Origin of the sequence: Motiliproteus coralliicola (genome assembly GCF_003345655.1) — a bacterium.
Taxonomy (GTDB): domain Bacteria; phylum Pseudomonadota; class Gammaproteobacteria; order Pseudomonadales; family Balneatricaceae; genus Motiliproteus; species Motiliproteus coralliicola.
In genome coordinates this window covers 530,875-554,527 of record NZ_QQOH01000001.1, presented here as the reverse complement: position 1 = coordinate 554,527, position 23,653 = coordinate 530,875, and the positions used below count along the sequence as shown (strand labels likewise).

Sequence of the window (23,653 nt, the reverse complement as noted above, 5' to 3'; positions counted from 1 at the left end):
GGTTGTTAAACTGTTTTAAACTACCGCCACCATCCATTTATCTGCTGTCAGAGCACCTTTGTGAAGCTACGCTTGGCTCAACTTATCCAACTGCCGCTGGTATCGGTCCTACTGCTTCCCCTGGTGCTACTGGGGATCAGCCCAGCTCAGGCGCAGGTAAGTTGGCACCCCCCGACCCAAGAAGTCATCGAGGGCCAGCCCTTTGAGTTGCAGCTTGAGGTGGTCCAGCTGCGCTCGGTACCCGGTAGTCCTGATCTGACCGCACTGCGGCAACAGTTCGACCTGCTTTCTAGCCGCTCCAGCTATCTGACCGAACGGCATAATGGCCGAACCCACTATATCTCGCGCTGGAAACTGCAACTGCAACCTCGTCAGGCTGGTGATCTGCAGATTCCGCCAATTTCAGTTAAGGGTGAACAGACCCAACCGCTGTTGCTGCAGGTAACACCCAAGCCACAACGACTGTCAGAGCGGATACGCCTGATCAGCGAACTGGAGCAGTCCGAAGTCTATCCCGGCCAACCGCTGAAATTACGGTTGCAACTCTACTACAACCTACCGTTGCAACATGCCGAGATGACCCAGCCAAGCCTCGATGGGATTAAGATTGCCCCGCTTGGAGGTCAACGTGCTTACAGCGAGCAGCTGGATAATCGACGCTATCAGGTGATCGAACAGCACTATCTACTGCAGGGTGATCAGCCGGGGGACTATCTGCTGGAAGAGCTGACCCTTAAGGCCAATCGGACCGATGGACAGGTATTGGAAGTACGCTCGCAACCGGTAGCCTTCCGAATCCATCCCTGGCCCGAGGATCTGGCCCAAACTCCCACATTGGTGGCCTCCGAAGTCCAACTGCAACAACACTGGCCACAACAACAAGCCTATCTTCGGGCTGGTGATACCCTGGTGCGAACCCTGGAACTGGTCGGACACGGAATCCCGGCGGCTTGGCTACCGAATCCACAACTGGCCGAGATCGATGGAATCACCCTTTATCCGCAACCACCCCAACTTGAGCAGCGTCTGATCAACGGCGTGCTGGTCAGTCGCAAAATCATCGACTACAAGCTGCTGCTGACCCGAGCGGGCCAGTTCCAGCTACCCAGCGCACAACTGCCCTGGTGGGACAGCGTGCGTGAGGCGATGGAACTGGCTGAAGTACCGGGCAGAACAATAGAAGTCCAGCCGTTTATGGCCGCCCCACCGAGTCAACAATCCAATCAAACTGCAACGCCGAGCTCGGACGTGATTCCCGACAGCCCCGCCCCATCCGCTACCGACGAGCAGGCCCAGCCTTCTCTCTGGCAAGCCTGGGCCTGGGCGGCGATCGCCCTGATCTGTGCTTTGGGCTGGACGTTGAGCTGGCAAAAACGCAAACAACTGGAAATAAAAATGGCCTCGTTAGAGCAGGCTAGCACTGCCCCTGCCACGCCGCCGGAGCAGCACCGATCCTCAGTCGCGACTGCAGCTCAGACAGAACCACGATCACCGCTCAGAGCCGAAGACCCGTTTGAACAACTGGCCCAGGCCTGCCGGGCCAATGATCCGGAACTGACCCATCAACAGCTGTTCGACTGGGCCGAGAAGCAGTGGCCTGCGCAACCGATTCGCACCCTGCTGGAGCTGGAACAGCAGGCCAAGGACCCAACCTTGGGTTATCTGTTACGAAACCTCGAATATCATGCGGCCAACCCCCATGAGTATTGGGACGGTGAGCTGCTGCTGCAGCGACTGGAGCGCTTACGTCGACGGCTGTCGAGCTCAAGACCATCGTATCCCACGGCAGAACCTTCAGCGCCCGAGCCCAAGGCATCGCAACCGACGGATACTCAGCCTAGACGGCCAGGGTCGATTCACTTCACCATCGACGACTGATTAAACCCGCATCCCCAAGCTATAAACTGGCGGCCAGCGCCTTGTCCAGCTTCGGATAGCGGAACTCAAAGCCGGCCTGCTGTAAGCGCACCGGTACCACCCGCTGGCCCTCACACAGCAATTCGGCGCCCTCCCCCAGGGCCAAGCGCATCACGAAAGCCGGCATCGGTAAGATAGCCGGCCGTCCCAGCACCCTTCCCAGCTGCTTGCTGAACTCGGCATTGGTCACCGGTTCCGGCGCAGTGGCATTAAAAGCGCCGCTGAGCACCTGGTGCTGGAGCAGAAAATCGATCAACGACACCATGTCGTCGAGCTGTATCCATGAAAACCACTGCCGGCCACTGCCGATCGGCCCACCAAGCGCCATCTTGAACGGCGGCAGCATCCGTTTCAGCGCCCCGCCATGGCCTAACACCACCCCGGTACGCAGCAAACAGACGCGCACTCCCAGACGCTGTACCTCCAACGCCCGGCTCTCCCAGTCGGCACAGAGCTTATGAGTAAACCCGTTTCGGCCTTCGCTGTTCTCATCCAACATCCGATCATCCGGCTGTGACCCGTAATAACCGATCGCCGAGCCGCTGACCAACACGGTGGGTTTTGTATTGAGTCGCTGAATCAACTTGATCACCGCTGCGGTGGTGTCCAACCGGCTGTTATACAGCACCTGCTTGCGCTTTTCGCTCCAGCGCCGGTCCAGAATCGGTTCTCCCGCCAAGTTGACGATCGCATCGATCGACGTATCGGCATCGATCTTGGCCAGGTCATCAACGGTTTTGATGCGGTTACCAAACCGTCGCGCCAGCGGTTCGGGTTTACGACTCAAACCGATCACCGTGCGGTCGGTGTCCAACAGATGACGAATCAGGGCCGAGCCGATAAACCCAGACGCGCCTGTGATTAACACATTCATGATTTTGTTACCGTATCTGGCTTGCGGCGATGGTTTCGATACAATAAGCCGCTGCATCTCAGCATAGCAATCGATTAGATAAGGAGCGAACAACGTGTTCACCGGAATCGTCCACGGCACCGCCGAAGTCGTCGCTATCGACAAGCGACAGGACTTTCAAACTCACACGCTGGTGCTGGACTCAGTCATGCGTGACGGCCTCAGTATAGGCGCCTCGGTAGCCCATAACGGCTGCTGCCTGACGGTCACACGGATTGATGGCGAACAGGTCAGTTTCGATCTGATGCAGGCCACGCTGAATCTCACCAACCTGGGATCAGTCTCCGTCGGCGACCGGGTCAATGTAGAGCGCGCGGCCCGCTTCGGGGATGAGATCGGCGGTCACTCGATGTCGGGCCACATCATCTGCACCGCCGTCATCAGCCAGATTATCGACAGCCCCAATAACCGCCAGGTTTGGTTCGAACTACCGGCCCACTTGAGCAAGTACCTGTTCACCAAAGGCTATATCGGAATTGATGGCATCAGCTTGACGATCGGTGAAGTTGACCAGAATCGCTTCTGCGTCAATCTGATTCCAGAAACACTGGCACGTACCAACCTGGGAGTTCGCCAGCAGGGCGAAATGGTCAACATCGAAGTGGATCCCCAAACCCAGGCGATCGTTGATACGGTTGAACGGGTACTGGCAAGCCAACAAGGTTGAATTTAACAACCTCGTTTCATACGACTGTTTGATCATAAGATGATCTGTATCAGCGTCGTAATTCGGATATCTATCTCCCGGCTAGGCAGATAGATATCAGAGTGTTATGGTCCAACTGAACGTTTGACGAAGTCGGCCATGAATCCACTCGAAACCGAAAATCGCAGCCTCAAACGCACTTTGCATGTCATGATCAGCAAAGCCGAGCGTAACCGCGATATTCTGCATACGTTTCAAGAAATTGAGCTTCGTCTGCTGTCGTGTAATTCGCTCGCGGATCTGCTCGACATGCTGTTGATCACACTGCGCGAGTATTTCCGTCTCGACGATGTCCGGCTGCTGCTGTTCGACCCCGAACACGCCGCCCGCGATCTGATCCCCGACTACAACCCGCCCCGTGGCGACAACTGTTTGGCCTTTACCGAAGACTACCGCGAGTTGCGGGAACTCTATGACGAACCGGTTTTGCCGCGTCTCGGTTGCCACAGTGATCAATTAACCGAAGCCAGCTTCGGGCCTGGAAGTCGAATCGGTAGTGCAGCCCTGCTGCCGTTGGTCCGCCAGAATGTCATTATCGGCAGTCTGCATCTGGGCAGTGTCGACCCCAGTCGCTATAACCCCAATGTAGCCACCGATTACATCAACCATCTCGCCTCGGTCATAGCGGTCTGTATCGAAAACTGTATCAGCCAGGAAACCTTGCGGCGGCTAAGCATGATCGACATGCTGACCAAGGTGCATAACCGACGCTCGTTCAACCATGAACTTGCCCGGGAGATGTCACGGGCCTGTCGAAGCCGGCACCCGCTGAGCTGCCTGTTTATCGACCTGGATTTCTTCAAAAAAATCAATGATGGCTATGGTCACCCTACCGGTGACAGAGTGCTGCGCGGCAGTGCCCAAACCATCAAGGATCAGCTGCGAAAGACCGACTTCATTGCCCGCTACGGTGGCGAAGAGTTTGCCGTGCTGCTACCGGGGTGTGAAGCTGCCCAGGCGATGCAGATAGCTGAAAATATCCGCCGGGCCATCAGCGCTCAGGCCTTTGTCGCGGATAATGGGAAACAGTTCGGGATCACCCTGTCGATCGGCGCCTCCACCTGCTCCGAACATGACTTGGACCCTCAGAATTTGAATGATCTGGCCGAGCTGTTGGTCGCCTCGGCGGACAAAGGGGTGTACCAATCCAAAGCCCAGGGGCGTGACCAGGTCTGCTACTGCCCGATACGACCCGAGCCTGAGCAACAAGAACTGATGCCCCAAAGCCCCGCGCAAGCGGCCGAGCCCGGCGATAGTCAGGTGGCTTCATTACCCAGCTGACAGGCCGTGACGGTGCCAACTGCCTTTGCCCACTCACCCCGTCTGTTCAGCCGTTAATTACCGGCGCTGTTTAGCTATTTTCCGACGACGGGTGTCGACTCTGCCGAATTTCTTCCAGGGTATGGACCGCCTCCAGCTGGGCAATCAACTGCTCCAATTTGGACCGGTAATCCTCGTCGATATGGCGAAAACAGACACCGATCTGGTAGCGCTTCTTCGTCAAACGCAGAACGTACACACTGGTGCAGACCAGCCTGATAGCATTGTCGGTGCTGAGCGCCTGGCCTTCATTCAGTGCCATATGCAGCTCTAGCTGCTGCTGCCTCAGGCCCCGATGCTGTCGATAATTGGGAAATACCTGCTCGACCAACAGCCGGTCTCCCTCCAGCCTCAAGCCGTCTCGGGAGATATTGGTCACCAAGGCCGGGCTCTGATCCTGCTGCTCATTGATGACCAGCGCCTGCAAAGCCACCGGGTAACGGAACGAGCGGCGTTGATCGGAACCCTCGGGGAACTGCTCAACCATCAGCGAGGTCTTCGATCAGCGCATTGGCCAGTTGCTGATAGTTCTGACTGCGGTTTTCCGCCTCCAGCGGATCATGCCGATAAGGTGCTTTTTCGCTGAAATCCTGCCAGTTATCCATCGTCATATATTGCTCAATCAAAGGAAACAGTCGCTGCTCTTCGAAACTCAGATGGCGCCGCTGGGTATCTATATAACGGGCCAGGCGCTTGCAGAAATCCTGTAACGAAAAAGGCGCATCCAGCAGCACCTGATCCACCGACTCCCGCAGCGCTCGGGTTAAACGCGCCAACTCCTGATGCTCATTATCCGCCTGATTGACCAGAGACTCACACTCATGATGATGGTGGCGGATATAACCGAACAGCAGATCTTCTCGAGGGTGGTGATAGCCATCGCCATAGTCTTCAAGGTAGTCAAGCACGTCGGACATCAGCTGAAAATTGGGCCTTGAGCCAAGCTCCAACGTCGCCAGCTTGTTCTGCAATATGGTCAACAATCTGCCGATATGTTGATGATCCTGATACAACCCTGTCATGATCTCTTTCATCACGAATCCTTTATCACGCCTGGAACGGGTACAGCTAAGCTTGAGCGGACAGTCCGCTCGCAGATGCCCCGGTAAAGACCGGAGAACAACTGGCGGCCGTGTCGGTACTGACACAGAAATTGATTAACGATTGCTAGTAACGGCAATTAAGAGTTGTGCTGTTTTATAACAAAAACAGAGGCGCTACAAATTTTCCAATTTGCGCTTGGTCTCTTCGATCTGCTCTTGATGATCTTCGCGCTTGCGCAGACGCTTTAGCATCGCGACGCTGGCGTTGAACTGTCGAGAAAAGGTGCGGCAGTGATGACAGAGCAGCAGGTGCATTCGATACTGTAGGCGCTGACCGAAAGACATTTCGCGTTCACGGTAGTCACTGGCCTGATCGACAATGTCCTTGCACTTCAGCATTCGCCGCTCTCCTGGAAGTGTTCAATTTTACCGTACAGGCTAACTCGCGCCCGGTGTAGTAAAACTCGTGCATTAGATGCACTGATTTCGAGAATATTACAGATCTCATCGAAGCTGTGATCTTCGAGCTCTTTTAGCTTAAAGACAGCCTGTTGGTTCTCGGGCAGCCTTCCCAAGGTCCACTCGATACAGTCACCCATCTCCTGATTGGTCAGCAGCGCATCGGGACTCTCGTCGTGCCAGGAACTGGGCGGTACGGCCCAATGCCCATCATCCTGGAAGCGCCCTGGCAGCAGATCGGTTTCACCGCCGCTGATCGCTTCGAGCGATACCTGCCGAGACTCACGCCGCAGTCGGGTTTTAGCCTCGTTGGCGGTGATCCGCAGGATCCAGGTCTTCAGGCTGGAGCGGCCTTCAAATTTCGGTAATGCCTTGTAGACCGAAAACCAGGCCTCCTGGACCACTTCGTCGGCGATCGAGTCACCCACAATAGATCGGGCCAACGCCCGCATCGGACCGTAATAGGCTTCGACCAGACGATTTAGACTCTGCTTGTCACCTTGTCGAAGCTTCGGCAGCAACTCGGCTTCAAGCAGCTGGTAGGGCTTGGGACTGTTGTTATCGCTCATCCATTTGAATTCACGCAGTTAATGGTGAACGAACTGTAACAATCCAGAGTAAGCCCCGTCCAGTTAGCACCGCCTGTCTTTGATTGGCAGAGGCTCAATCCTCCGCCACCGAGATCAGGGTTCGGTCGTGCCGTTCAGCGACCAGTTGTATTCCAGATAGCCGTTGATCGGCTGCTCCTCTGCCTCCAACCGCTCGGCCAACCAAGCCGTCAATGCCGCTTCGCCGCCGAAATCCTCTTCAAACCAGTCAAAGATCTTCGATACTTTGAGTCCCTGTTCGTTTCTGACCAGGCCTTTGGTCGGGTTGGCCAAAAACTGCTGCAGTTGATCGTCGAGCTGGTGCTCCAACCGTTCGGCACTGTAGGGTTCGGATCGCAGGTCCGGACAGCTCAGGGAGGCGCAAACAATAGCGAAATGGATCCTGGGCTCACCCAATGGTCGCAATACCTGATGCTCAACATGATCCAGGCTGACTCTCTCTCCACCCAACTGACCTGCGTCGATCTTCCATACCGACTTGTACCAGGGGCTGGCGTCTTTGATGCTTTGCAACGGCCAGTTCTGCACCACAACGTTGATGGCGAGAATATTGTAAGCATTGATGTAGAACGCCAGTTGTTCTTGGCGGCCTTCCAGCCGCTCCGGATCGAACTCGGCCAACTGCTGGACTAACTGAGCAAAGCGAGGATCTGCTTTAACCGCCGGGTAGTCGAGCCAGGTCAGATCGATCCCTTGCTCGCTCTGGTGGCTTAAATGTTGATCCAACAGCTGTTGGTAAAGATGCCAGTCGGGCTCTTCCGCCAACGCAGGCCGAATCTGGCCTAAAAACAGCAGCCCCGCCAGTGTTGCAGATATCAGAAAGAGTCGTTTCACGGTGTCCTCCGGTTGTAACTTCAGCCATTGATGCACCGAAACCAGCTTTGTTACGCCGACCAGATCAACAAGGTTCTACACAGGACGCACGGGCACCGCCAACAAGATTCGTTAGGAGGTCGGTTGAGATCAGGATTTGTGCTCCGACGGCACCGAAACCTCGTAATCAACCGGCACCGAGCAAAATCCTTGCGGAGCCACATCCAATGCACTGTTGAACTTACTGGATAGATTCTGAAACGCGATTAAACCGGTTAATTCAACCAACTGATCCTCGTCAAAATAGACTCTCAGCCGCCCGACCAATTCACCGTCTACCTGCTGGTCGCTGTAGGTCATCGCATCGGTATAGGCCAATACGGCCCGCTCCAACTCATCAAACAGATCGCTGTTCTGCCAATCTGACAGGGCCTGGGCCTTCGCTTCGGTGCCGGCCCGTTTGATCAAGGTAGCGGCATTGATATCGACACAGAAGGCGCAGTGATTGATCTGCGAAACCCGCACGGTAATCAACGACCGTAGCGCCGGACTGAGCGGTGAGCTTTTCCGATCCAGCACACCGTAGAGCGCCGCAACAGCCGCGAACAACTTCGGGACTCTCGCCCATAGCAGGCCGGGTTTCAGCACCTCACCATAGCGTCGCTGCTGGCTCCAAAAGAACGGTTTCAGCCAGATCGGATAACGATTTAAGGGTTTGTCTTGTACATGCATCCTTGATGTCCTGAATTGCTAGGGTCTTGATTGCAGCTGAAGTGATGCACCAATGCCGTTATTACGACCATTAGTGCAAATGAGTCGGCGATAGACGCAACAAGAGTGGGATTGTTTCAGTCTGTTCTAATTTACTTTATTGATCGGCAAGCTATAAACAAAAAAGCACGCCGAAGCGTGCTTTATTAACTAGGAAATGCCCGAGTCTTTAAGAAAAGAAACGCGCCAACTGATCGCGGTTGAGCAACTCACTGGGCTGCCCCTTCATCACCTTGATCAGCTCTTTCTTGGCCATCGTCGTCGGCATCCCCCCTTCGATCAGCAAACTCAGCAGACGATCAAACAGTGCTCGCCGCTGGGCACCAACCTCGCCACTTGAGCGCCGATCTCCGAAGGTTTCTGTCAACAGCTGACCACAGCTACAGATTCGCTCCACCTCGACCTGGGGTGAGAAGCTACCCACCTGCTTCAGGCCGCTGCCATCCTCACTGGTGCTGGTTTCGGCTACCAACTGCTCCAGATCGGCATAGCTTTTACCACAGCTCCCGCACTGCTTGGGAAACGCGCCGTTGGACAGTGCCGTAAGACCTTCGAATACTTCGCTCAGAGTCGCTGAATTCTGCATCGGCATACCTATGATTTGATGTACATTTCACCAAACCTTACCCCAATCTTGGTAACGAACCAAGCATCGGCCAACCGCTACTGAATTACCGCCGGCAACGTTCCACGCCTGTTGAAAGCTGGCTTACGGATTAGAGCGCTGCCAAGCCCCGCTGCAGATCGGAGCGGATATCGTCCAGGGCTTCCAACCCGACCGAAACCCGGATCAGGTTGTCCTTGATGCCAGCCTGGGCCCGCTCATCGTCACTCAGGCGGCCATGGGTGGTGGTGGCCGGATGGGTGATAGTGGTCTTGGTGTCCCCCAGATTGCCGGTAATCGAGATCATCCGGGTGCCATCAATGACGGACCAGGCCTGCTCTTGTCCACCTTTAACCTCAAAGGCCAACACCGCACCAAAGGCCGACTGTTGCTGAGCTGCCAACTGGTGCTGCGGATGGGTATCCAGACCGCTGTAGTGAACCCGTTCGATCTGAGGCTGCTGCTGCAGCCACTGGGCCAGCTCCATTGCCTGGGCGCTCTGCGCCTTCAGACGTAGCTCCAGGGTTTCAAGGCCCTTGATAAAGACCCAGGCATTGAACGGGCTCAGACAGGTTCCACCGGTGCGGACAAAACCGAACACCTCTTCCATCAACGCATCGGGACCGATGACCACACCACCGATACAGCGACCTTGACCATCGAGGAACTTGGTCGCCGAATGGATCACGATATCGGCACCCAGCAACAGCGGCTTTTGCAGCGCCGGGGTGCAGAAGCAGTTATCAACCGCCAGCAGCGCGCCATGCTGATGGGCGATCTCGGAGATCGCACGGATATCGGCGATCTCCGCCAATGGATTGGAAGGCGTCTCTAGAAACAGCAGTTTGGTGTCGGGCTCCAGCGCTCCACGCCAGGCGTCCAAATCGCTTGGATCGACAAAGGTGGTACGGATGCCAGCTTTGGAGAAGTACTTGGTGAACAGCGACACCGTGGAGCCGAACACGCTGTAGGAGCAGACAATATGGTCGCCCTGGCTCAGCAGCCCCATGCCCAGACTAAGAATAGCTGCCATGCCCGACGAGGTGGCAACCGCTCGCTCGCCCTCCTCCATCGCCGCGATCCGCTGTTCAAACAGGCGTACGGTCGGGTTGGTGAAGCGTGAATAGATGTTGCCGTCCTCGTCACCACCAAACCGTGCTGCGGCCTGGGCCGCACTATGGAACACAAAACTGGAGGTCGGGAAGATCGGCTCACTGTGCTCCCCTTCCGGGGTCCGCTGGTGGCCGGCACGAATCGCCAACGTGGCCAGTTCGGCATCGGTCAGATCGGAATCCAGTCTGGAGCTTGGCGCCTTCGGTTTACTGCTCATGCTATAACTCACTCAGTGCTTGGGAAAACGGCATCGCATCAACAGGCGATTACATCTTCTCCAGCAAATTGTTGGCATCGTTGCTGTTGGCCTGAACATTGCCACTCTTGGCGTCATCATTTCGGGCCGCATCCAGTCGATCCAGGTAACTCTTGTTGATATCGCCGGTGACATAGTTGCCGTCGAAGACCGAACAGTCGAACTCTTTGACCGGAGAATTGCCCCACTGGGTCGATTCGATCAGGTCCGACAGGTCCTGATAGAGCATCCAATCGGCACCGATCAGCTCACCAACCTCCTCGTCAGTACGGTCGTGGGCGATCAGCTCTTTGGCCGAAGGCATATCGATACCGTAAACATTCGGATAACGAACGGCCGGTGCGGCCGACGCGAAGTAGACCTTCTTGGCCCCCATTTCACGGGCCATATCGACGATCTGGCGCGATGTGGTACCACGGACGATGGAATCATCCACCAGCAGCACATTCTTGCCGCGGAACTCGAGCTCGATCGGGGTCAGTTTCTGACGTACGGTTTTCTCACGCTGCTTCTGGCCCGGCATGATGAAGGTTCGGCCGATATAACGGTTCTTGATAAAGCCTTCGCGGAAGTCAACGCCAAGACGACGCGCCATCTCCAACGCCGCCACCCGGCTGGTTTCCGGAATCGGAATCACAACATCGATATCATGGTCGGGGCGTTCTCGAAGAGCCTTCTCGGCCAGCAGCTCACCTTGACGCATGCGCGCTTTATAAACCGAGATCCCGTCGATGATCGAATCGGGACGAGCCAGGTAAACAAACTCGAACAGACAGGGGCTCAGCTTGGTGTTTTCAGCACACTGGCGGGTATGGACTTCACCGTCCTGGGTGAGATAGATCGCCTCACCCGGCTCCAGATCACGAACCAGTTTGTAACCGCAGGAGATAAGCGCAACGCTCTCGGAAGCCACCATGTACTCGGTGCCCTGCTCGGTTTCACGCTTACCGTAGACCACCGGGCGAATACCCAACGGATCACGGAAAGCAACGATACCGTAACCGGTGATCATCGCCACGACCGCATAACCACCGCGACAGCGGCTATGGACATGGGAAACCGCCGAGAAGATATCGTCCGGGCTTGGGACCAGTTTGCCCAGGCGTTGCAGCTCATGCGCGAAGGTATTGAGCAGCACCTCAGAATCGGAATTGGTGTTGATGTGGCGGAGATCGGTCCGGAAGATATCTTCCGCCAGTTCCGAGGAGTTGGTCAGGTTACCGTTATGGGCCAGCGCAATGCCGTAAGGCGAGTTCACATAGAACGGCTGAGCTTCAGCCGCACTGGCGCTTCCGGCGGTGGGGTAACGCACATGGGCAATCCCCATATTACCAACCAGATTGCGCATATGACGGTGCCGGAACACCGAATTGACCAGGCCGTTATCCTTTCTCAAGTGAAAACGGCTTCCTTCACAGGTGACCATACCAGCGGCATCCTGGCCACGATGTTGTAACACGGTCAGGGCGTCAAACAACGTCTGATTAACATGATCTTTAGCAACGATACCGACAATGCCGCACATGCAGAGCACCTCATCTACTGCAAAAATAACCGGCCTTCGTGGCAGTTTACCGACGAAGGCCCTTCGTTCTGATTCGGAACAGGCTAATTATATGCCTATTCGCGCCCCAGATTCATGATCAGGCTCGAGGCTTCGGAAGCCACCTGACGGGTCCAGTCTTCCATCATCTGGAAGTGGGGAATCAGGGTTGATTCTGCCCACCACCTATCCTGTTTAGCCGGCGTCATCGCCAACAGGGCCACCACAACGACGATCACAATACAGCCGCGGGCCAGACCGAATGCCATTCCCAGTACCCGGTCGGTACTGCTCAACCCGGTCGCTTTGATCATCATGCCAATCAGGTTGTTGATCAGCGCGCCGGTAAAGAGCACGCCGATAAACAGCAGTGCAAAAGCGGCCGCAATCCTTGCCGATGGGGTCTGGATATAGTCGACCAACAATACGCTGAGCTGGTCGGTAAACAAGCGCGCAATCACAAATGCCGCCACCCAGGTAAGCAACGACAGGGCTTCCTTTACAAACCCCCGTTTCAGGCTCAGCAATGCAGAAACCGTAATCAGCGCGATAATGACCAGATCGGCCCAATTCATTTGCTTCCTCGCAGTTCACTCGGTCTAGGGAACGCAGTAACTCGTCAGCTCTCAAACAGAGCCTGGGGGATGAACTTCGCCAAATCCCAGAATCCCGCTGAGACTAAATCAACGGTTTCTTAACAAAGGGGCGCATTCTAGCAGAGCCACCAACCACACCCAACCACTCGAAAGCGGCGTTGACCTGAAACCCTAAGGGCGGTAGCGCAGCACCAACCCGTCTAGTTTGACTTCCTGCTTTAACTTCAACTTGAGCTGTTCGATCCGGCTCTTCTGGTTGTCGGGACCGACGAAGACCTTGCTCAAGGGACCCTTCTGACGGATATACGCCTTATAGCCACGCTGGATCAGCTTCTGCTGCAGCGAAACCGCATTGGGACGCTCTTTAAAACTGGCCAGTTGCAGGGTCCAGCCTACCGGCACACCCTGCTGGTCCAACACCGGTTTCTCTTTGGTGACGGTGCTGACCGGCTTCACAGGTTTAGCCGCCGCGCTGGTAGCGCCTTTATCCGGCGTCGCGGCAACTTGGTCTTTCGGAGCCTCAGGCGGCTCTATCGGTTTCGGAGGCTCCGGTAGTTTCTCCACCGGAGCGGGTTGCGGCGGGGCTAACTCAGAAGTATCAGGATTGGGCTGATTGGTCGGCTGATAGTGGACGATCTCTATCGGCGCTGGCGCATCGGGGACCACCGACTGCAACCGGCCATGTTTCAGCCCGGCGCCATCAAAAATCATCGGCAGAAAAATGACCGCAATGGCCAGTAGCAGAAGACCTCCGAGCAGGCGTTCTTTCACTGGACGCTCCATCTTGCCCTCCTTCTAAGGTTGCAACTGGGCCAAGATATCAGCCACGGTATGAAACGAGCCCAGCACCAAAATGCGATCACCACGGTTGCTCTGCCTGAGTGCCGCCTGACAGGCCTGCCAGGGCGTATCAAACCGAAGCGCATCGGCACGAGCCTTTTCGGGCAGCGCCTCCTGTAAAGCATCGGCGCTAAGACCACGCGGCCCCGATAATCCGGCCAACAGCCAATGATCCACCAGCGGCAGCAGCTCTGAGATCGTTTCCGAACAATCCTTGTCGGCCAACATTCCCAGCACACAAAAACTTTGACCATCGATGGGCGGTAAGGTTGAGGCTAAATAATGCGCTGCGTGAGGGTTATGAGCCACATCCAGCAGCAGCTCTCGGCCATCGACCACCAACTGCTGCCGTCGCCCGGTCAGGCTGGCCTGTTTGAGTCCCTGTACGATGGCAAACGGAGAAAAACTCAACGGCAGCAAAGCCAATGCCTGAAGCGCGGTCGACGCATTTTCGAACGGTAGACGAACGCTGGGAAGACAAGGATATTCCTGCTGCTCACCCGTTACGTTCAGACCGTACCAGCTCCAGTTTTCGACACCATCGCGCGGACCAAACTGCTCACCCCAATGATGGATGGTGCAGCCCAGCTCGGTGGCTCGCTGACGAACCGAGTCCGGCATCGAAACCTCACCGTAGACCATCGGAATTCCCGGGCGCAGAATACCGGCTTTCTCAAAACCGACCGTTTCTCGATCGTTACCCAGCCAATCTTGATGATCCAACGCCACAGTCGTGATCACCGCGACATCAGGGTCGATGATATTTACCGCATCGAGCCGCCCGCCCAGGCCAACTTCGAGCAGAATCAGATCCGGCTGCCATTGACGAAACAGCCAGAGCGCAGCCAGCGTGCCAACTTCGAAATAGCTCAGGCTCAAGCCCAACGATTCTCGGGCTTGATCGATCGCGTCAAAGGCTTGGCACAGGGACTGATCATCGGCCGGCTCACCATTGAGGGTGACCCGTTCGTTGTAGCGTAGGAAGTGTGGCGAGCTGTAACAACCCACTTGGTAGCCCTGCTCGGTGCAGATGCTACGCATAAAGGCCTGGGTAGATCCCTTGCCGTTGGTACCGGCAAGGGTAACGATCGGGCAATTCCAGCCGTCGATAAGCGCCAGCTTTTCGGCAACAGCGCGAACGCGCTCAAGGCCCAGTTCGATCTCAGCGGGGTGAGCCGCTTCAATGACGCTCAACCACTGGTCGAGCGTCCGGGATTGACTGTTTGTTGACATCGAGGGGATCAGTCCGCCTCAGGTTCAGTCACTTCAGCACTGGCCTCAGGCTCAACCGGCTCTGCCGGTTCAACGGCCGGCTGATGGGTCAGCTTGGCCAGGATCGACCCGAGCTTGGCGCGCATTTCGCTACGCCTGATAATCATATCAACCGCACCGTGCTCCAGCAGAAACTCACTGCGCTGGAAACCTTCCGGCAGTTTTTCACGCACGGTTTGCTCGATGACTCGAGGACCGGCGAAGCCGATCAGCGCGTTCGGTTCAGCAACGTTGAGGTCACCCAGCATCGCCAGTGACGCGGAAACACCACCGAATACCGGATCGGTCAGTACCGAGATATACGGAATACCCTCGGCCTTGAGTTTCTCCAGTGCCGCCGACGTCTTGGCCATCTGCATCAAAGAGAACAGTGCCTCCTGCATCCGGGCACCACCACTGGCGGCGAAGCAGACCAGCGGGATACGCTGCTCAAGACTGACATTCACCGCCCGTACAAAACGCTCGCCTACCACGGCCCCCATCGAGCCGCCCAGGAAGGAGAATTCGAACGCGACAGCAACCACATCCTGGCCGTTGAGCTGGCCCTTCATGGCGATCAGCGCATCTTTCTCACCGGTCTGCTTCTGGGCAGAGCTCAGGCGATCCTTGTACTTCTTGGAGTCCTTAAACTTGAGGCGATCTACCGGCTCAACATCGGTGCCGATCTCGATACGCCCCTCTTCATCAAGAAACCACTCCAGACGCTGGCGAGCACCAAGGCGCATATGGTGATCACACTTGGGGCAGACGTTGAGGTTTTTATCCAATTCGGGACGGTACAGGACGGCGGTACATTTGGGACACTTCTTCCACAGCCCTTCCGGAATATCACTTTTCTTGCGCGATTGGGAACGCCCAAGGGACGGAACGATTTTCTCTAGCCAGTTGCTCATCTCGGCTTCACTCTTTTCGACGGAACATCGCTAATCAACAATGAACCGCTGCAGTTCGTATCAAAGATAATTCGTTGTAAATAGGGTTGGTAATCAACCCGACCGAAGCGGTAACCCGCTTATTGGTCCATCGCACTGCGCATAGACGCCAGAATTTCGGCGACAGCTGCCGGAATCTGATCGGACTGCTGCTGCAGCTCGGCAATTTTGTTCACCAGTACACTACCGACGATCGCACCATCGGCCACTTTAGCCACGGCGGCGGCCGACTCGGCATCGCGGATACCGAAACCTACGCCCACCGGCAGCGATGTGTATTGACGGATCCTGTCGACATTGCTGGCGACGGCGTCGACATCCAACGCACTGGAGCCGGTAACGCCCTTGACCGACACGTAGTAGACATAACCACTGCCGGCGGCACAGATTCGTTTGATCCGCTCATCCGTGGTGGTCGGAGCGATCAGGAAGATGGCATCCATCCCTTTGGCCTTGAGCCCCTCACAGAAGCTATCGGCTTCCTCCGGCGGTAGATCAACCGTCAGAACACCATCGACGCCGGCCTCACTGGCCTGGGCCAGGAAGTTATCGTAGCCGATCGCTTCGATCGGGTTCAGGTAACCCATCAAAACAACCGGAGTCTGGTTGTCCTGCTGACGGAAGGTTTTGACCATCTCCAGCACATCGACCAACCGAGTGCCGTGAACCAGCGCCCGCTCGCAAGCCAGCTGGATCACCGGCCCATCGGCCATCGGATCGGAAAACGGAATACCCAGTTCGATAATATCGGCACCGGCTTCGACCATCGCGTGCATCAACCCAACCGTGACACCCGGTTCAGGATCACCGGCGGTCACGTAGGGGATCAGCGCTTTACGTCCCTGCTGCTTCAGACTTTGCAGACACTGTTGAATACGACTCATTGGAACCTCAATCTGAATGCGTTGCGCTTATACTTCGATGCCGTCAATTTCAGCCACGGTATGGATATCTTTATCCCCGCGACCCGAAAGATTAACCAGCAGTACTTGGTCGGTCGACATGGTCGGGGCCAGCTTGATCGCCTGGGCAATCGCGTGACTGGACTCCAACGCCGGCATGATCCCCTCAACCTTGGTCAGGGTGCGGAAGGCGTCCAGCGCTTCGTCGTCATTAATCGCCACATACTCCGCCCGGCCACAGTCTTTCAGCCAGGAGTGCTCTGGACCAACCCCCGGATAATCCAGGCCGGCGGAAACCGAATGGGTTCCGGCGATCTGTCCGGCCTCATCTTCCATCAGGTAGGTACGGTTGCCATGCAACACACCGGGACGACCGGCACACAGAGGCGCCGCATGCTGACCGGTTTCGACACCGTAACCACCGGCCTCAACGCCGATCATTTTCACTTCGGTGTCGGGAATAAACGGATGGAACAGCCCGATGGCATTGGAACCACCACCAACGCAGGCAATCAGCGCATCGGGTAGTTTGCCGGCTTGCTCCAGACACTGGGCACGAGCTTCACGACCGATTACGCACTGGAAATCACGAACCAGTTTCGGGTACGGATGCGGCCCTGCGGCGGTTCCGATGATGTAGAAGGTATTGTCGACGTTGGTAACCCAGTCGCGCATTGCCTCGTTCATCGCATCCTTCAAGGTCTTGGTACCGGACTCAACCGCCACCACCTTGGCACCAAGCAGCTTCATCCGATAAACGTTCAATGCCTGACGGCGGACGTCTTCCGAGCCCATGTAAACCACGCACTCAAGCCCCAACCGAGCCGCCACTGTGGCGGATGCCACGCCATGCTGACCGGCACCTGTCTCGGCAATAACCCGCGGCTTACCCATGTACTTGGCCAGCAGCGCCTGACCGATGGTGTTGTTCACCTTGTGGGCACCGGTATGGTTCAGGTCTTCACGCTTCAGATAGATCTGCGCACCACCCAGCTCGCGGCTGAGTCGCTCGGCATGATAAAGCGGCGACGGTCGACCTACGTAGTGCGCCAGGTCCTTATCGAAGGCCTGCTGGAATTCGGGGCTTTGCCAGAGTTTTTCGTACAGTTCGGTCAAATCTTCAAGGGCGCTGACCAGGGTTTCGGATGCAAACCGGCCACCGTAAGGACCAAAATGTCCCAGCGCATCGGGCATAGCCAGCAATGCCTGGGTATCAACTTCTGTCGGCACGAGCCACCTCTTCAATAAAACGTTCAACTAATTCAATATCTTTAATGCCCTTCGAGGCTTCCACCCCACCGCTGACATCGACGGCATAGGGACTGACACGGCTTACCGCATCGGCCACATTATTCGGATCTAATCCACCGGCCAGTATCACCGGCAGTGGTAACCCCGGTGTGATCAACTGCCAATCAAAGCTTTCCCCCGTACCACCGGGCACGCCCGGCTTATAGGCATCGAGCAGCAGCCCTTGGCTACTGAGGTATTGGTTCGCCAACTCGAGCAGATCAAGCCCCGGTCGAACCCTTACCGCTTTGATATAGGGTTTGTTGAATTGCCGGCAGTACGACGGTGATTCGTCACCATGGAACTGCAACAGATCAATCGGTACCTGCTGGATTATCTGGTTAACACGCTCGGGTGTCTCATCGACAAACAGCGCCGTCACCGTGACAAATGGCGGCAGTGCCCGACATATCTGCTGGGCCTGCTCGATACTCACTGCACGGGGACTGGGAGGATAAAACACCAGACCGATGGTATCGGCCCCAAGCGCAGCAACCCGCAGAGCATTGTCGGCCTCTGTAAGACCGCAAATTTTGATCCGGGTTCTCACGATGATCCTTCCCAACAACAAAGCGGAAATAGTATCAGATGGGCTGTTACTAAGGGAACCGCGCCAGCCCACGCTTTGGACTTATACCGCCCCCAATTGGGGCAAAAACAACGGCCCCAGCTCCGACGCTGGCAATTGATGCTCTTCCGGGTACTTAGCATCAACAAAATAGAGACCAAAAGGCGGTGCGGTCACTCCACCCTGGCGTCGATCCCGGCTCTCAAGCACCTCTCTTGCCCACTCCGGCTCAGCCTCACCCGAACCGATCTTCATCAACACCCCGGCAATATTACGAATCATATGATGCAGAAAAGCATTAGCCCGTACATCGATGACAATCAACTGCCCATGGCGAGATACATCCAGCTGTCGAACCTCTCGCACTGGACTGTGGGCCTGGCAACCAACCGCCCGGTAGGCGTTGAAATCATGCTCGCCGATTAGAAAATCCCCAGCCCGCTGCATCCTCTCTACATCCAGAGGCTTGTGGGTCCAGCTCAGCTGACGATTAAGCAGCGCCGGCATCACCGGCGCATTGTAGATGACATAACGGTAGCGTCGCTCCAGGGCGGAGAAGCGCGCATGAAAGCTGTCGGAAACCTGCTTAGCCCAACGAATATTGATGTCGTAAGGCATGTTGGTATTGGTACCCAATACCCAGGCCCGCTCATCACGTACCGCATGGGTGTCAAAATGAATGATCTGATAGCAACCGTGAACACCGGCATCGGTACGTCCTGCACAGATGACCTTGACCGGCTCATTGGCGACCTTCGACAGACCTTTCTCGACACAGCCTTGAACGCTTTTGACATCACCGGGCTGACTTTGCCAGCCGTGATAACCACTGCCATCGTACTCAACACAGAGGGCATAACGAAAAAGAGGCGGCTCAACGGCCGCCTCTGGGTCAAGCAACTTACTCATCAGGTGCTTAGATTCTCCAACAATTTCTGCGCTTCGGCAGCCTGCTCGGCGCTACCTTCGCTCACCACTTCCTGAAGGATATCGCGAGCGCCATCAGTATCGTCCATATCGATATAGGCGCGAGCCAGGTCAAGCTTGGTACCGACCTCATCGGCCTCATCGAGGTAGTTGATTTCAGTCGATTCGCTGTCCAGCTCGGTCTCCTGCAACGCAACCGCATTGTCTTCAGACTCCAGCATCTGCTCAAGCTCCGCCTCCAATTCGGCTTCGCCGGCCTCATCCAGGTCGTCCTCCAGTGTCAGCGTGGAAAGCGCCACCTCGGTCTCAGGCTCTCCAAGATCAGCCGGAACTTTGGCCGGTTCATCAACATCGAGGCTCAAGCCATCATCAGTCTGATCTTCAAAATCCAAGTCCAGATCATCAGCATCCGGATCGGTATCGGCCAGCTCCAATGCAGATTCGACGGTCGAGTCGTTTTCGAACTCAAACTCAGACGCCTCTTCGCCGAGCTGCTCGTCAATCTCCATCTGCTGATCCGGCAGATCGTCCACCTGCAGCGTCTCCAGCTGAACTTCTTCTGGATCGGTTTCCACGGAAGTTCCGCCAAGCTCAACTTCATCCAGTTCACCGATCGAGTCAAAGTCCAGCTCATCATCCAGCTGGGTAGCTTCAGCCTCAAGCTTTGGCGCCCCAGGCTCATCGGCATCATCACCGGTGTCAGCCTGCCCCAACAGCGCATCAAGGGTGTCATCGTCGAGGATCTCATCCTCTTCGTCGCCGACCAGATCAACCTGGTCGTTTACCGGCTTGACCTCAAGCTCGTCCAGATCATCGGAGTCAAAGGTGGGCAGCTCCGCATCATCGTCACCCAAAAGATCATCCAGCTCGCTGGAAGACTCCAGCGGGGCCAGTGTATCGGTCGCTTCGACAGCAGACTCCGGCAGCTCGACGTCAAACTCTTCCGGCTCAGCCAGTGATGCCAACTCGTCATCGGCGCCGACCGGCTCTTGATCCATATCCAGCTCACCGAAATCGATACCCTCATCACCCTCACCCAACAGGGCATCCAGGTCAGTATCGATATCGTCAATGCTCTCCGGTGCAGACTCAGTCTCGGAAGAGTCGCCAACCGACGGTTCATCTTCATCCATGCCGGTGGACAGGTCGTATTCGTCATCGTCCAGCAGCGAATTGGAGAAAGCGGCCATCTCTGGATCTTCTTCGATCGGCTCGTCGAGCTTCAGATCCATATCCAGATCCAGGTCGTCACCAAGCACGTTATCTAGCTCTTCGGTGGAGACCGTATCCAAATCATCCGCCAGGCCATCGCCAGCGGCCATATTGAAGGGATCGTTCGGATCTTCTGTCGTTTCCAGTTGATCAAGCTCGCTGTCGTCCAACGATACCTGATCGACGGCATCCGACGCAGCAGCTTCAACGGCAGCCTCAACCGAAGTTTCTGCACCAGCAGCTTGCTCTTCGGCCAACTGCTGCATTGCTTCCTGTTCGTTAAGGACGACGAGCGCCTCTTCAACGTCCTGGTCTTCGCGCCGCTTGCGCATAAAGACCAGCAAACCACCCAGCAGCGCCAAGACACCGGCACCGATACCGGCGATCCAACTCAGCGGCAGCGGCAGATCGGATCCGGCGCTGGGCGCTGGTGCAGGTGCAACGGGCGCCTGCTGGGCCTGCTTTTGGGCCAAATTACGCTGCAGTTCAGCCAGCTGCTGATTTTTCAGCTCGATCTCGCGCTGCATCAACTCCATCTGCTGGGTCAAATTGTCGAGCCGATCAAACATCTCGGTATTGTCACGCTCGACCTTCTCTAGCCCCTCAAGAGTGACAACCAGCTGTTCTTCCAGCTCTTCATTTTTCGCCGCCAGCTCTTCAGCCAGATTCTGATCTGCGCTCTGCTCCGGATCCGTTTCGGTTTCGGAGCTGGCGGTAGCCACCGGCTCCTCCATCGCTTCCTTCGGTTCCGAGCTTTCCTCTACCGGCTTACTGACAATTCGAAGCTGAGCATCCTCTTCATTGGACTTGCCACCGGAAGCCATCTCCTGCTTAGCGGCGTCAAGCTTTTCCGCCTCGGGCTCAGCCGCACTGGCAGGCTCCCCTTTCCAGTTGGTGTTCTGGCGCTTAACCTCTTTCATCGACTCGCTATGGCCGACTCCAAGAATCTCTTGCTTCCCTGGAATTTCAAGCACCACACCGGACTTCAGCCGGTTGATGTTGTTGTTGTAGAAGGCATCAGGGTTGGCGCGTTGAATCGCCATCATCATCTGTTGCGGCGAGATACTTCTGTCAGGCCGGGTACGAAGGGCGATCTGCCACAGGGTATCGTCGGTCTTGACGTAATAGGTTCCAGGCCCAGCGGTCATCGCCGCGGCCGGAGCTGTGGACGCAGGCTTGACTGCCTGCCCTTGCTGAACGGCCTTGGCCATCGGCTTGGGCTGGGATACCGGTGCAACTGGCTGATTACGGGGAGCCAGGTCCCCAGCTGTAAAAACCGGCGGATCCAGCAACACGGTATATTCACGCACCAACCGGCCACTGGGCCAGTTCACTTCAATCAGGAAATTCAGAAAGGGTTCGCGAATCGGCTCGTTGGAGGTCAGGATAATTCGGCCCTGGCCGCCCTTGATATCGAGCTTAAAGTTAAGATCGGATAGAACCGCTGAGGGTTTAACACCGGCAAGAAAGAAGTCATCGGCATCTGCCAAGCCAGTAATAATTTGTGAGGCATTGAGACCACGCAACTGGAGCAGATCAATCTCAGCTTTGAGGGGCTGATTCAGCGCCGAACTGACCTTGACCTCACCGAGTCCCAAAGCGTTTGCCTGGGTCGCACTCAGTGCGCCGATTACCGCAAGACTGATCGCGCATTTACGCAACATAATTATCCTTCCCCTAACTCCGAGATATCCGGCCGAACAAAACAACTAAACTTCAGGCGCCGCCAGCATTACTACCCCGGCTAATCCAATGATCAAGCTGATTGGTTTAAGAGTATTAGTCAAACACCCTTTTGAATCAATCAAAGTCGCCGTATTACAACACCCTATCGGCAACCAAGATCAAACCTTTGGTCAAATATCATCCAAGACGCAAATAAAATGCATAAAAAAACGGCCGCTGTTATAAAGCGGCCGTTTGCAATACCGAGAGACTTAGCCCTCGAGAATGATGCGCAGCATACGGCGCAGCGGTTCCGCCGCACCCCATAACAGCTGATCACCTACTGAGAAGGCATTAAGGTACTCTGGGCCCATATTCAGCTTCCGCAGACGACCTACAGGCACAGTCATGGTGCCGGTAATAGCCGCCGGAGTCAGATCGCGCATGGTCTGATCGCGATCATTCGGGACGACCTTGACCCAATCGTTATGCTCGGCCAGCATCTGCTCAATCTCGTCGACTGGCACATCCTTGGTCAGCTTGATGGTGAAAGCTTGCGAGTGACAACGCATGGAACCGATACGGACACAGGTACCGTCGACCGGAATCAGTTTGTCGACACCAAGGATCTTGTTGGTTTCAGCCTGGCCTTTCCACTCTTCACGGCTCTGGCCGTTTTCCAGCTGGGTATCGATCCACGGGATCAGACTACCGGCCAACGGAACGCCAAAGTTATCGGTGCTCAGCTCGTCGCTACGGATCATCGCCGCCACATCGCGATCAATATCCAGGATCGCACTGGCCGGATCAGCCAACTTGTCAGCCACGGCTGCGTTGATCTGCCCCATCTGATTGACTAGCTCACGCATGTGCTTGGCGCCGCCGCCGGATGCCGCCTGATAGGTCATCGAAGACAACCACTCGACCAGGCCAGCCTCAAACAGACCACCCAGACCCATCAGCATCAAGCTGACGGTGCAGTTGCCGCCAACCCATAGGTTGCCGCCGTTGGCCAGCTTGTCGCGGATCTGTTGTCCGTTAACCGGATCCAGCACGATCACACTCTCGTCGACCATCCGCAGCGAAGAAGCCGCATCGATCCAGTGGCCCTTCCAGCCGGATTCACGCAGACCCGGATAGACAGCCTTGGTGTAGTCACCGCCCTGACAGGAGATGATGACGTCCATGGCTGCCAGCTCGGTAATGTCGGTAGCGTCTTTAAGCGTCGGAATCTCTTTGCCAATGGTCGGGCCGTTCTGGCCTACCTGGGAAGTGGTAAAGAACACAGGATCGATCAGATCGAAATCCCGCTCCTCTTGCATACGCTGCATCAGTACGGAACCAACCATACCCCGCCAGCCAACAAAACCTACACGCATCATG

At 56.1% G+C, this 23,653-nt stretch carries 23 protein-coding genes; 3 read left to right on the top strand and 20 right to left on the bottom strand.

Features of this window, described 5'->3' with window-relative positions; translation table 11 throughout:
- Positions 1-72: 72 nt before the first annotated feature.
- A complete protein-coding gene (locus DV711_RS02555) occupies positions 73-1,878 on the top strand; it encodes a BatD family protein (protein WP_165839974.1) in 1,806 nt (601 codons plus the stop codon).
- A 19-nt stretch (positions 1,879-1,897) separates the two neighbouring features.
- Here the strand turns inward: DV711_RS02555 and DV711_RS02550 are convergent, their stop codons facing one another.
- On the bottom strand, positions 1,898-2,791 hold the full coding sequence (locus tag DV711_RS02550; protein ID WP_114694073.1) for a TIGR01777 family oxidoreductase: 894 nt from the start codon (positions 2,789-2,791) through the stop codon (positions 1,898-1,900).
- Positions 2,792-2,885: 94 nt separating this feature from the next.
- Here DV711_RS02550 and DV711_RS02545 point away from each other — a divergent pair, with 94 nt between their 5' ends.
- Together DV711_RS02545 and DV711_RS02540 are read left to right on the top strand one after the other, a co-directional pair.
- Positions 2,886-3,497: a riboflavin synthase subunit alpha gene (locus tag DV711_RS02545; RefSeq protein WP_114694072.1), complete on the top strand. Its 612-nt coding sequence runs from the start codon at positions 2,886-2,888 to the stop codon at positions 3,495-3,497.
- 123 nt (positions 3,498-3,620) lie between these two features.
- Positions 3,621-4,817 carry a DUF484 family protein gene (locus tag DV711_RS02540; protein ID WP_279386504.1) on the top strand — a complete coding sequence of 399 codons (1,197 nt, stop codon included), beginning with the start codon at positions 3,621-3,623 and terminating at the stop codon, positions 4,815-4,817.
- A 70-nt stretch (positions 4,818-4,887) separates the two neighbouring features.
- Here DV711_RS02540 and DV711_RS02535 read toward each other — a convergent pair whose 3' ends face one another.
- The 19 genes from DV711_RS02535 to asd form a co-directional block, all read right to left on the bottom strand.
- Positions 4,888-5,343 (bottom strand): PilZ domain-containing protein, encoded by a 456-nt coding sequence (locus DV711_RS02535; protein ID WP_114694070.1) that lies wholly within the window; start codon positions 5,341-5,343, stop codon positions 4,888-4,890.
- Complete coding sequence (locus tag DV711_RS02530) at positions 5,336-5,890, bottom strand: hemerythrin domain-containing protein (protein WP_114694069.1); 555 nt, start codon at positions 5,888-5,890, stop codon at positions 5,336-5,338. Before DV711_RS02530 ends, DV711_RS02535 begins: the two co-directional genes overlap by 8 nt.
- A 183-nt stretch (positions 5,891-6,073) precedes the next feature.
- Complete coding sequence (locus DV711_RS02525; protein ID WP_114694068.1) at positions 6,074-6,298, bottom strand: zf-HC2 domain-containing protein; 225 nt, start codon at positions 6,296-6,298, stop codon at positions 6,074-6,076.
- Entirely contained in the window at positions 6,292-6,927 is a 636-nt protein-coding gene (locus DV711_RS02520; RefSeq protein WP_114694067.1) for an RNA polymerase sigma factor, read from the bottom strand. Before DV711_RS02520 ends, DV711_RS02525 begins: the two co-directional genes overlap by 7 nt.
- A gap of 114 nt (positions 6,928-7,041) precedes the next feature.
- Positions 7,042-7,800 (bottom strand): DUF547 domain-containing protein, encoded by a 759-nt coding sequence (locus tag DV711_RS02515; protein WP_165839973.1) that lies wholly within the window; start codon positions 7,798-7,800, stop codon positions 7,042-7,044.
- A 129-nt stretch (positions 7,801-7,929) separates the two neighbouring features.
- Entirely contained in the window at positions 7,930-8,511 is a 582-nt protein-coding gene (locus tag DV711_RS02510) for a carboxymuconolactone decarboxylase family protein (protein WP_114694065.1), read from the bottom strand.
- 208 nt (positions 8,512-8,719) lie between these two features.
- Positions 8,720-9,136, bottom strand: coding sequence for an oxidoreductase (locus DV711_RS02505; RefSeq protein WP_133297384.1), 417 nt, complete (start codon positions 9,134-9,136; stop codon positions 8,720-8,722).
- A 130-nt stretch (positions 9,137-9,266) separates the two neighbouring features.
- A complete protein-coding gene (locus DV711_RS02500) occupies positions 9,267-10,484 on the bottom strand; it encodes an O-succinylhomoserine sulfhydrylase (protein WP_114694063.1) in 1,218 nt (405 codons plus the stop codon).
- 49 nt (positions 10,485-10,533) lie between these two features.
- Positions 10,534-12,048: an amidophosphoribosyltransferase gene (purF, locus tag DV711_RS02495; RefSeq protein ID WP_114694062.1), complete on the bottom strand. Its 1,515-nt coding sequence runs from the start codon at positions 12,046-12,048 to the stop codon at positions 10,534-10,536.
- A 95-nt stretch (positions 12,049-12,143) separates the two neighbouring features.
- Positions 12,144-12,641 carry a CvpA family protein gene (locus DV711_RS02490; RefSeq protein WP_114694061.1) on the bottom strand — a complete coding sequence of 166 codons (498 nt, stop codon included), beginning with the start codon at positions 12,639-12,641 and terminating at the stop codon, positions 12,144-12,146.
- Between the two features lie 192 nt (positions 12,642-12,833).
- On the bottom strand, positions 12,834-13,445 hold the full coding sequence (locus tag DV711_RS02485) for an SPOR domain-containing protein (protein ID WP_114694060.1): 612 nt from the start codon (positions 13,443-13,445) through the stop codon (positions 12,834-12,836).
- 12 nt (positions 13,446-13,457) lie between these two features.
- Positions 13,458-14,735, bottom strand: a complete 1,278-nt coding sequence (gene folC / locus DV711_RS02480) for a bifunctional tetrahydrofolate synthase/dihydrofolate synthase (protein ID WP_114694059.1) — start codon at positions 14,733-14,735, stop codon at positions 13,458-13,460.
- Between the two features lie 8 nt (positions 14,736-14,743).
- A complete protein-coding gene (gene accD / locus DV711_RS02475) occupies positions 14,744-15,667 on the bottom strand; it encodes an acetyl-CoA carboxylase, carboxyltransferase subunit beta (RefSeq protein WP_114694058.1) in 924 nt (307 codons plus the stop codon).
- 119 nt (positions 15,668-15,786) lie between these two features.
- Positions 15,787-16,590 carry a tryptophan synthase subunit alpha gene (gene trpA / locus DV711_RS02470; RefSeq protein ID WP_114694057.1) on the bottom strand — a complete coding sequence of 268 codons (804 nt, stop codon included), beginning with the start codon at positions 16,588-16,590 and terminating at the stop codon, positions 15,787-15,789.
- A 27-nt stretch (positions 16,591-16,617) separates the two neighbouring features.
- Positions 16,618-17,802 (bottom strand): tryptophan synthase subunit beta, encoded by a 1,185-nt coding sequence (gene trpB / locus DV711_RS02465; protein ID WP_114694893.1) that lies wholly within the window; start codon positions 17,800-17,802, stop codon positions 16,618-16,620.
- A 19-nt stretch (positions 17,803-17,821) separates the two neighbouring features.
- A complete protein-coding gene (locus DV711_RS02460; RefSeq protein ID WP_341537582.1) occupies positions 17,822-18,448 on the bottom strand; it encodes a phosphoribosylanthranilate isomerase in 627 nt (208 codons plus the stop codon).
- A gap of 81 nt (positions 18,449-18,529) precedes the next feature.
- Positions 18,530-19,375, bottom strand: a complete 846-nt coding sequence (truA, locus tag DV711_RS02455) for a tRNA pseudouridine(38-40) synthase TruA (protein WP_114694056.1) — start codon at positions 19,373-19,375, stop codon at positions 18,530-18,532.
- Positions 19,375-22,269, bottom strand: a complete 2,895-nt coding sequence (locus tag DV711_RS02450) for a FimV/HubP family polar landmark protein (RefSeq protein WP_114694055.1) — start codon at positions 22,267-22,269, stop codon at positions 19,375-19,377. The genes truA and DV711_RS02450 overlap by 1 nt, the downstream gene beginning before the upstream one ends.
- Positions 22,270-22,542: 273 nt before the next feature.
- Positions 22,543-23,652 (bottom strand): aspartate-semialdehyde dehydrogenase, encoded by a 1,110-nt coding sequence (gene asd, locus DV711_RS02445; protein WP_114694054.1) that lies wholly within the window; start codon positions 23,650-23,652, stop codon positions 22,543-22,545.
- Position 23,653: the final 1 nt, after the last annotated feature.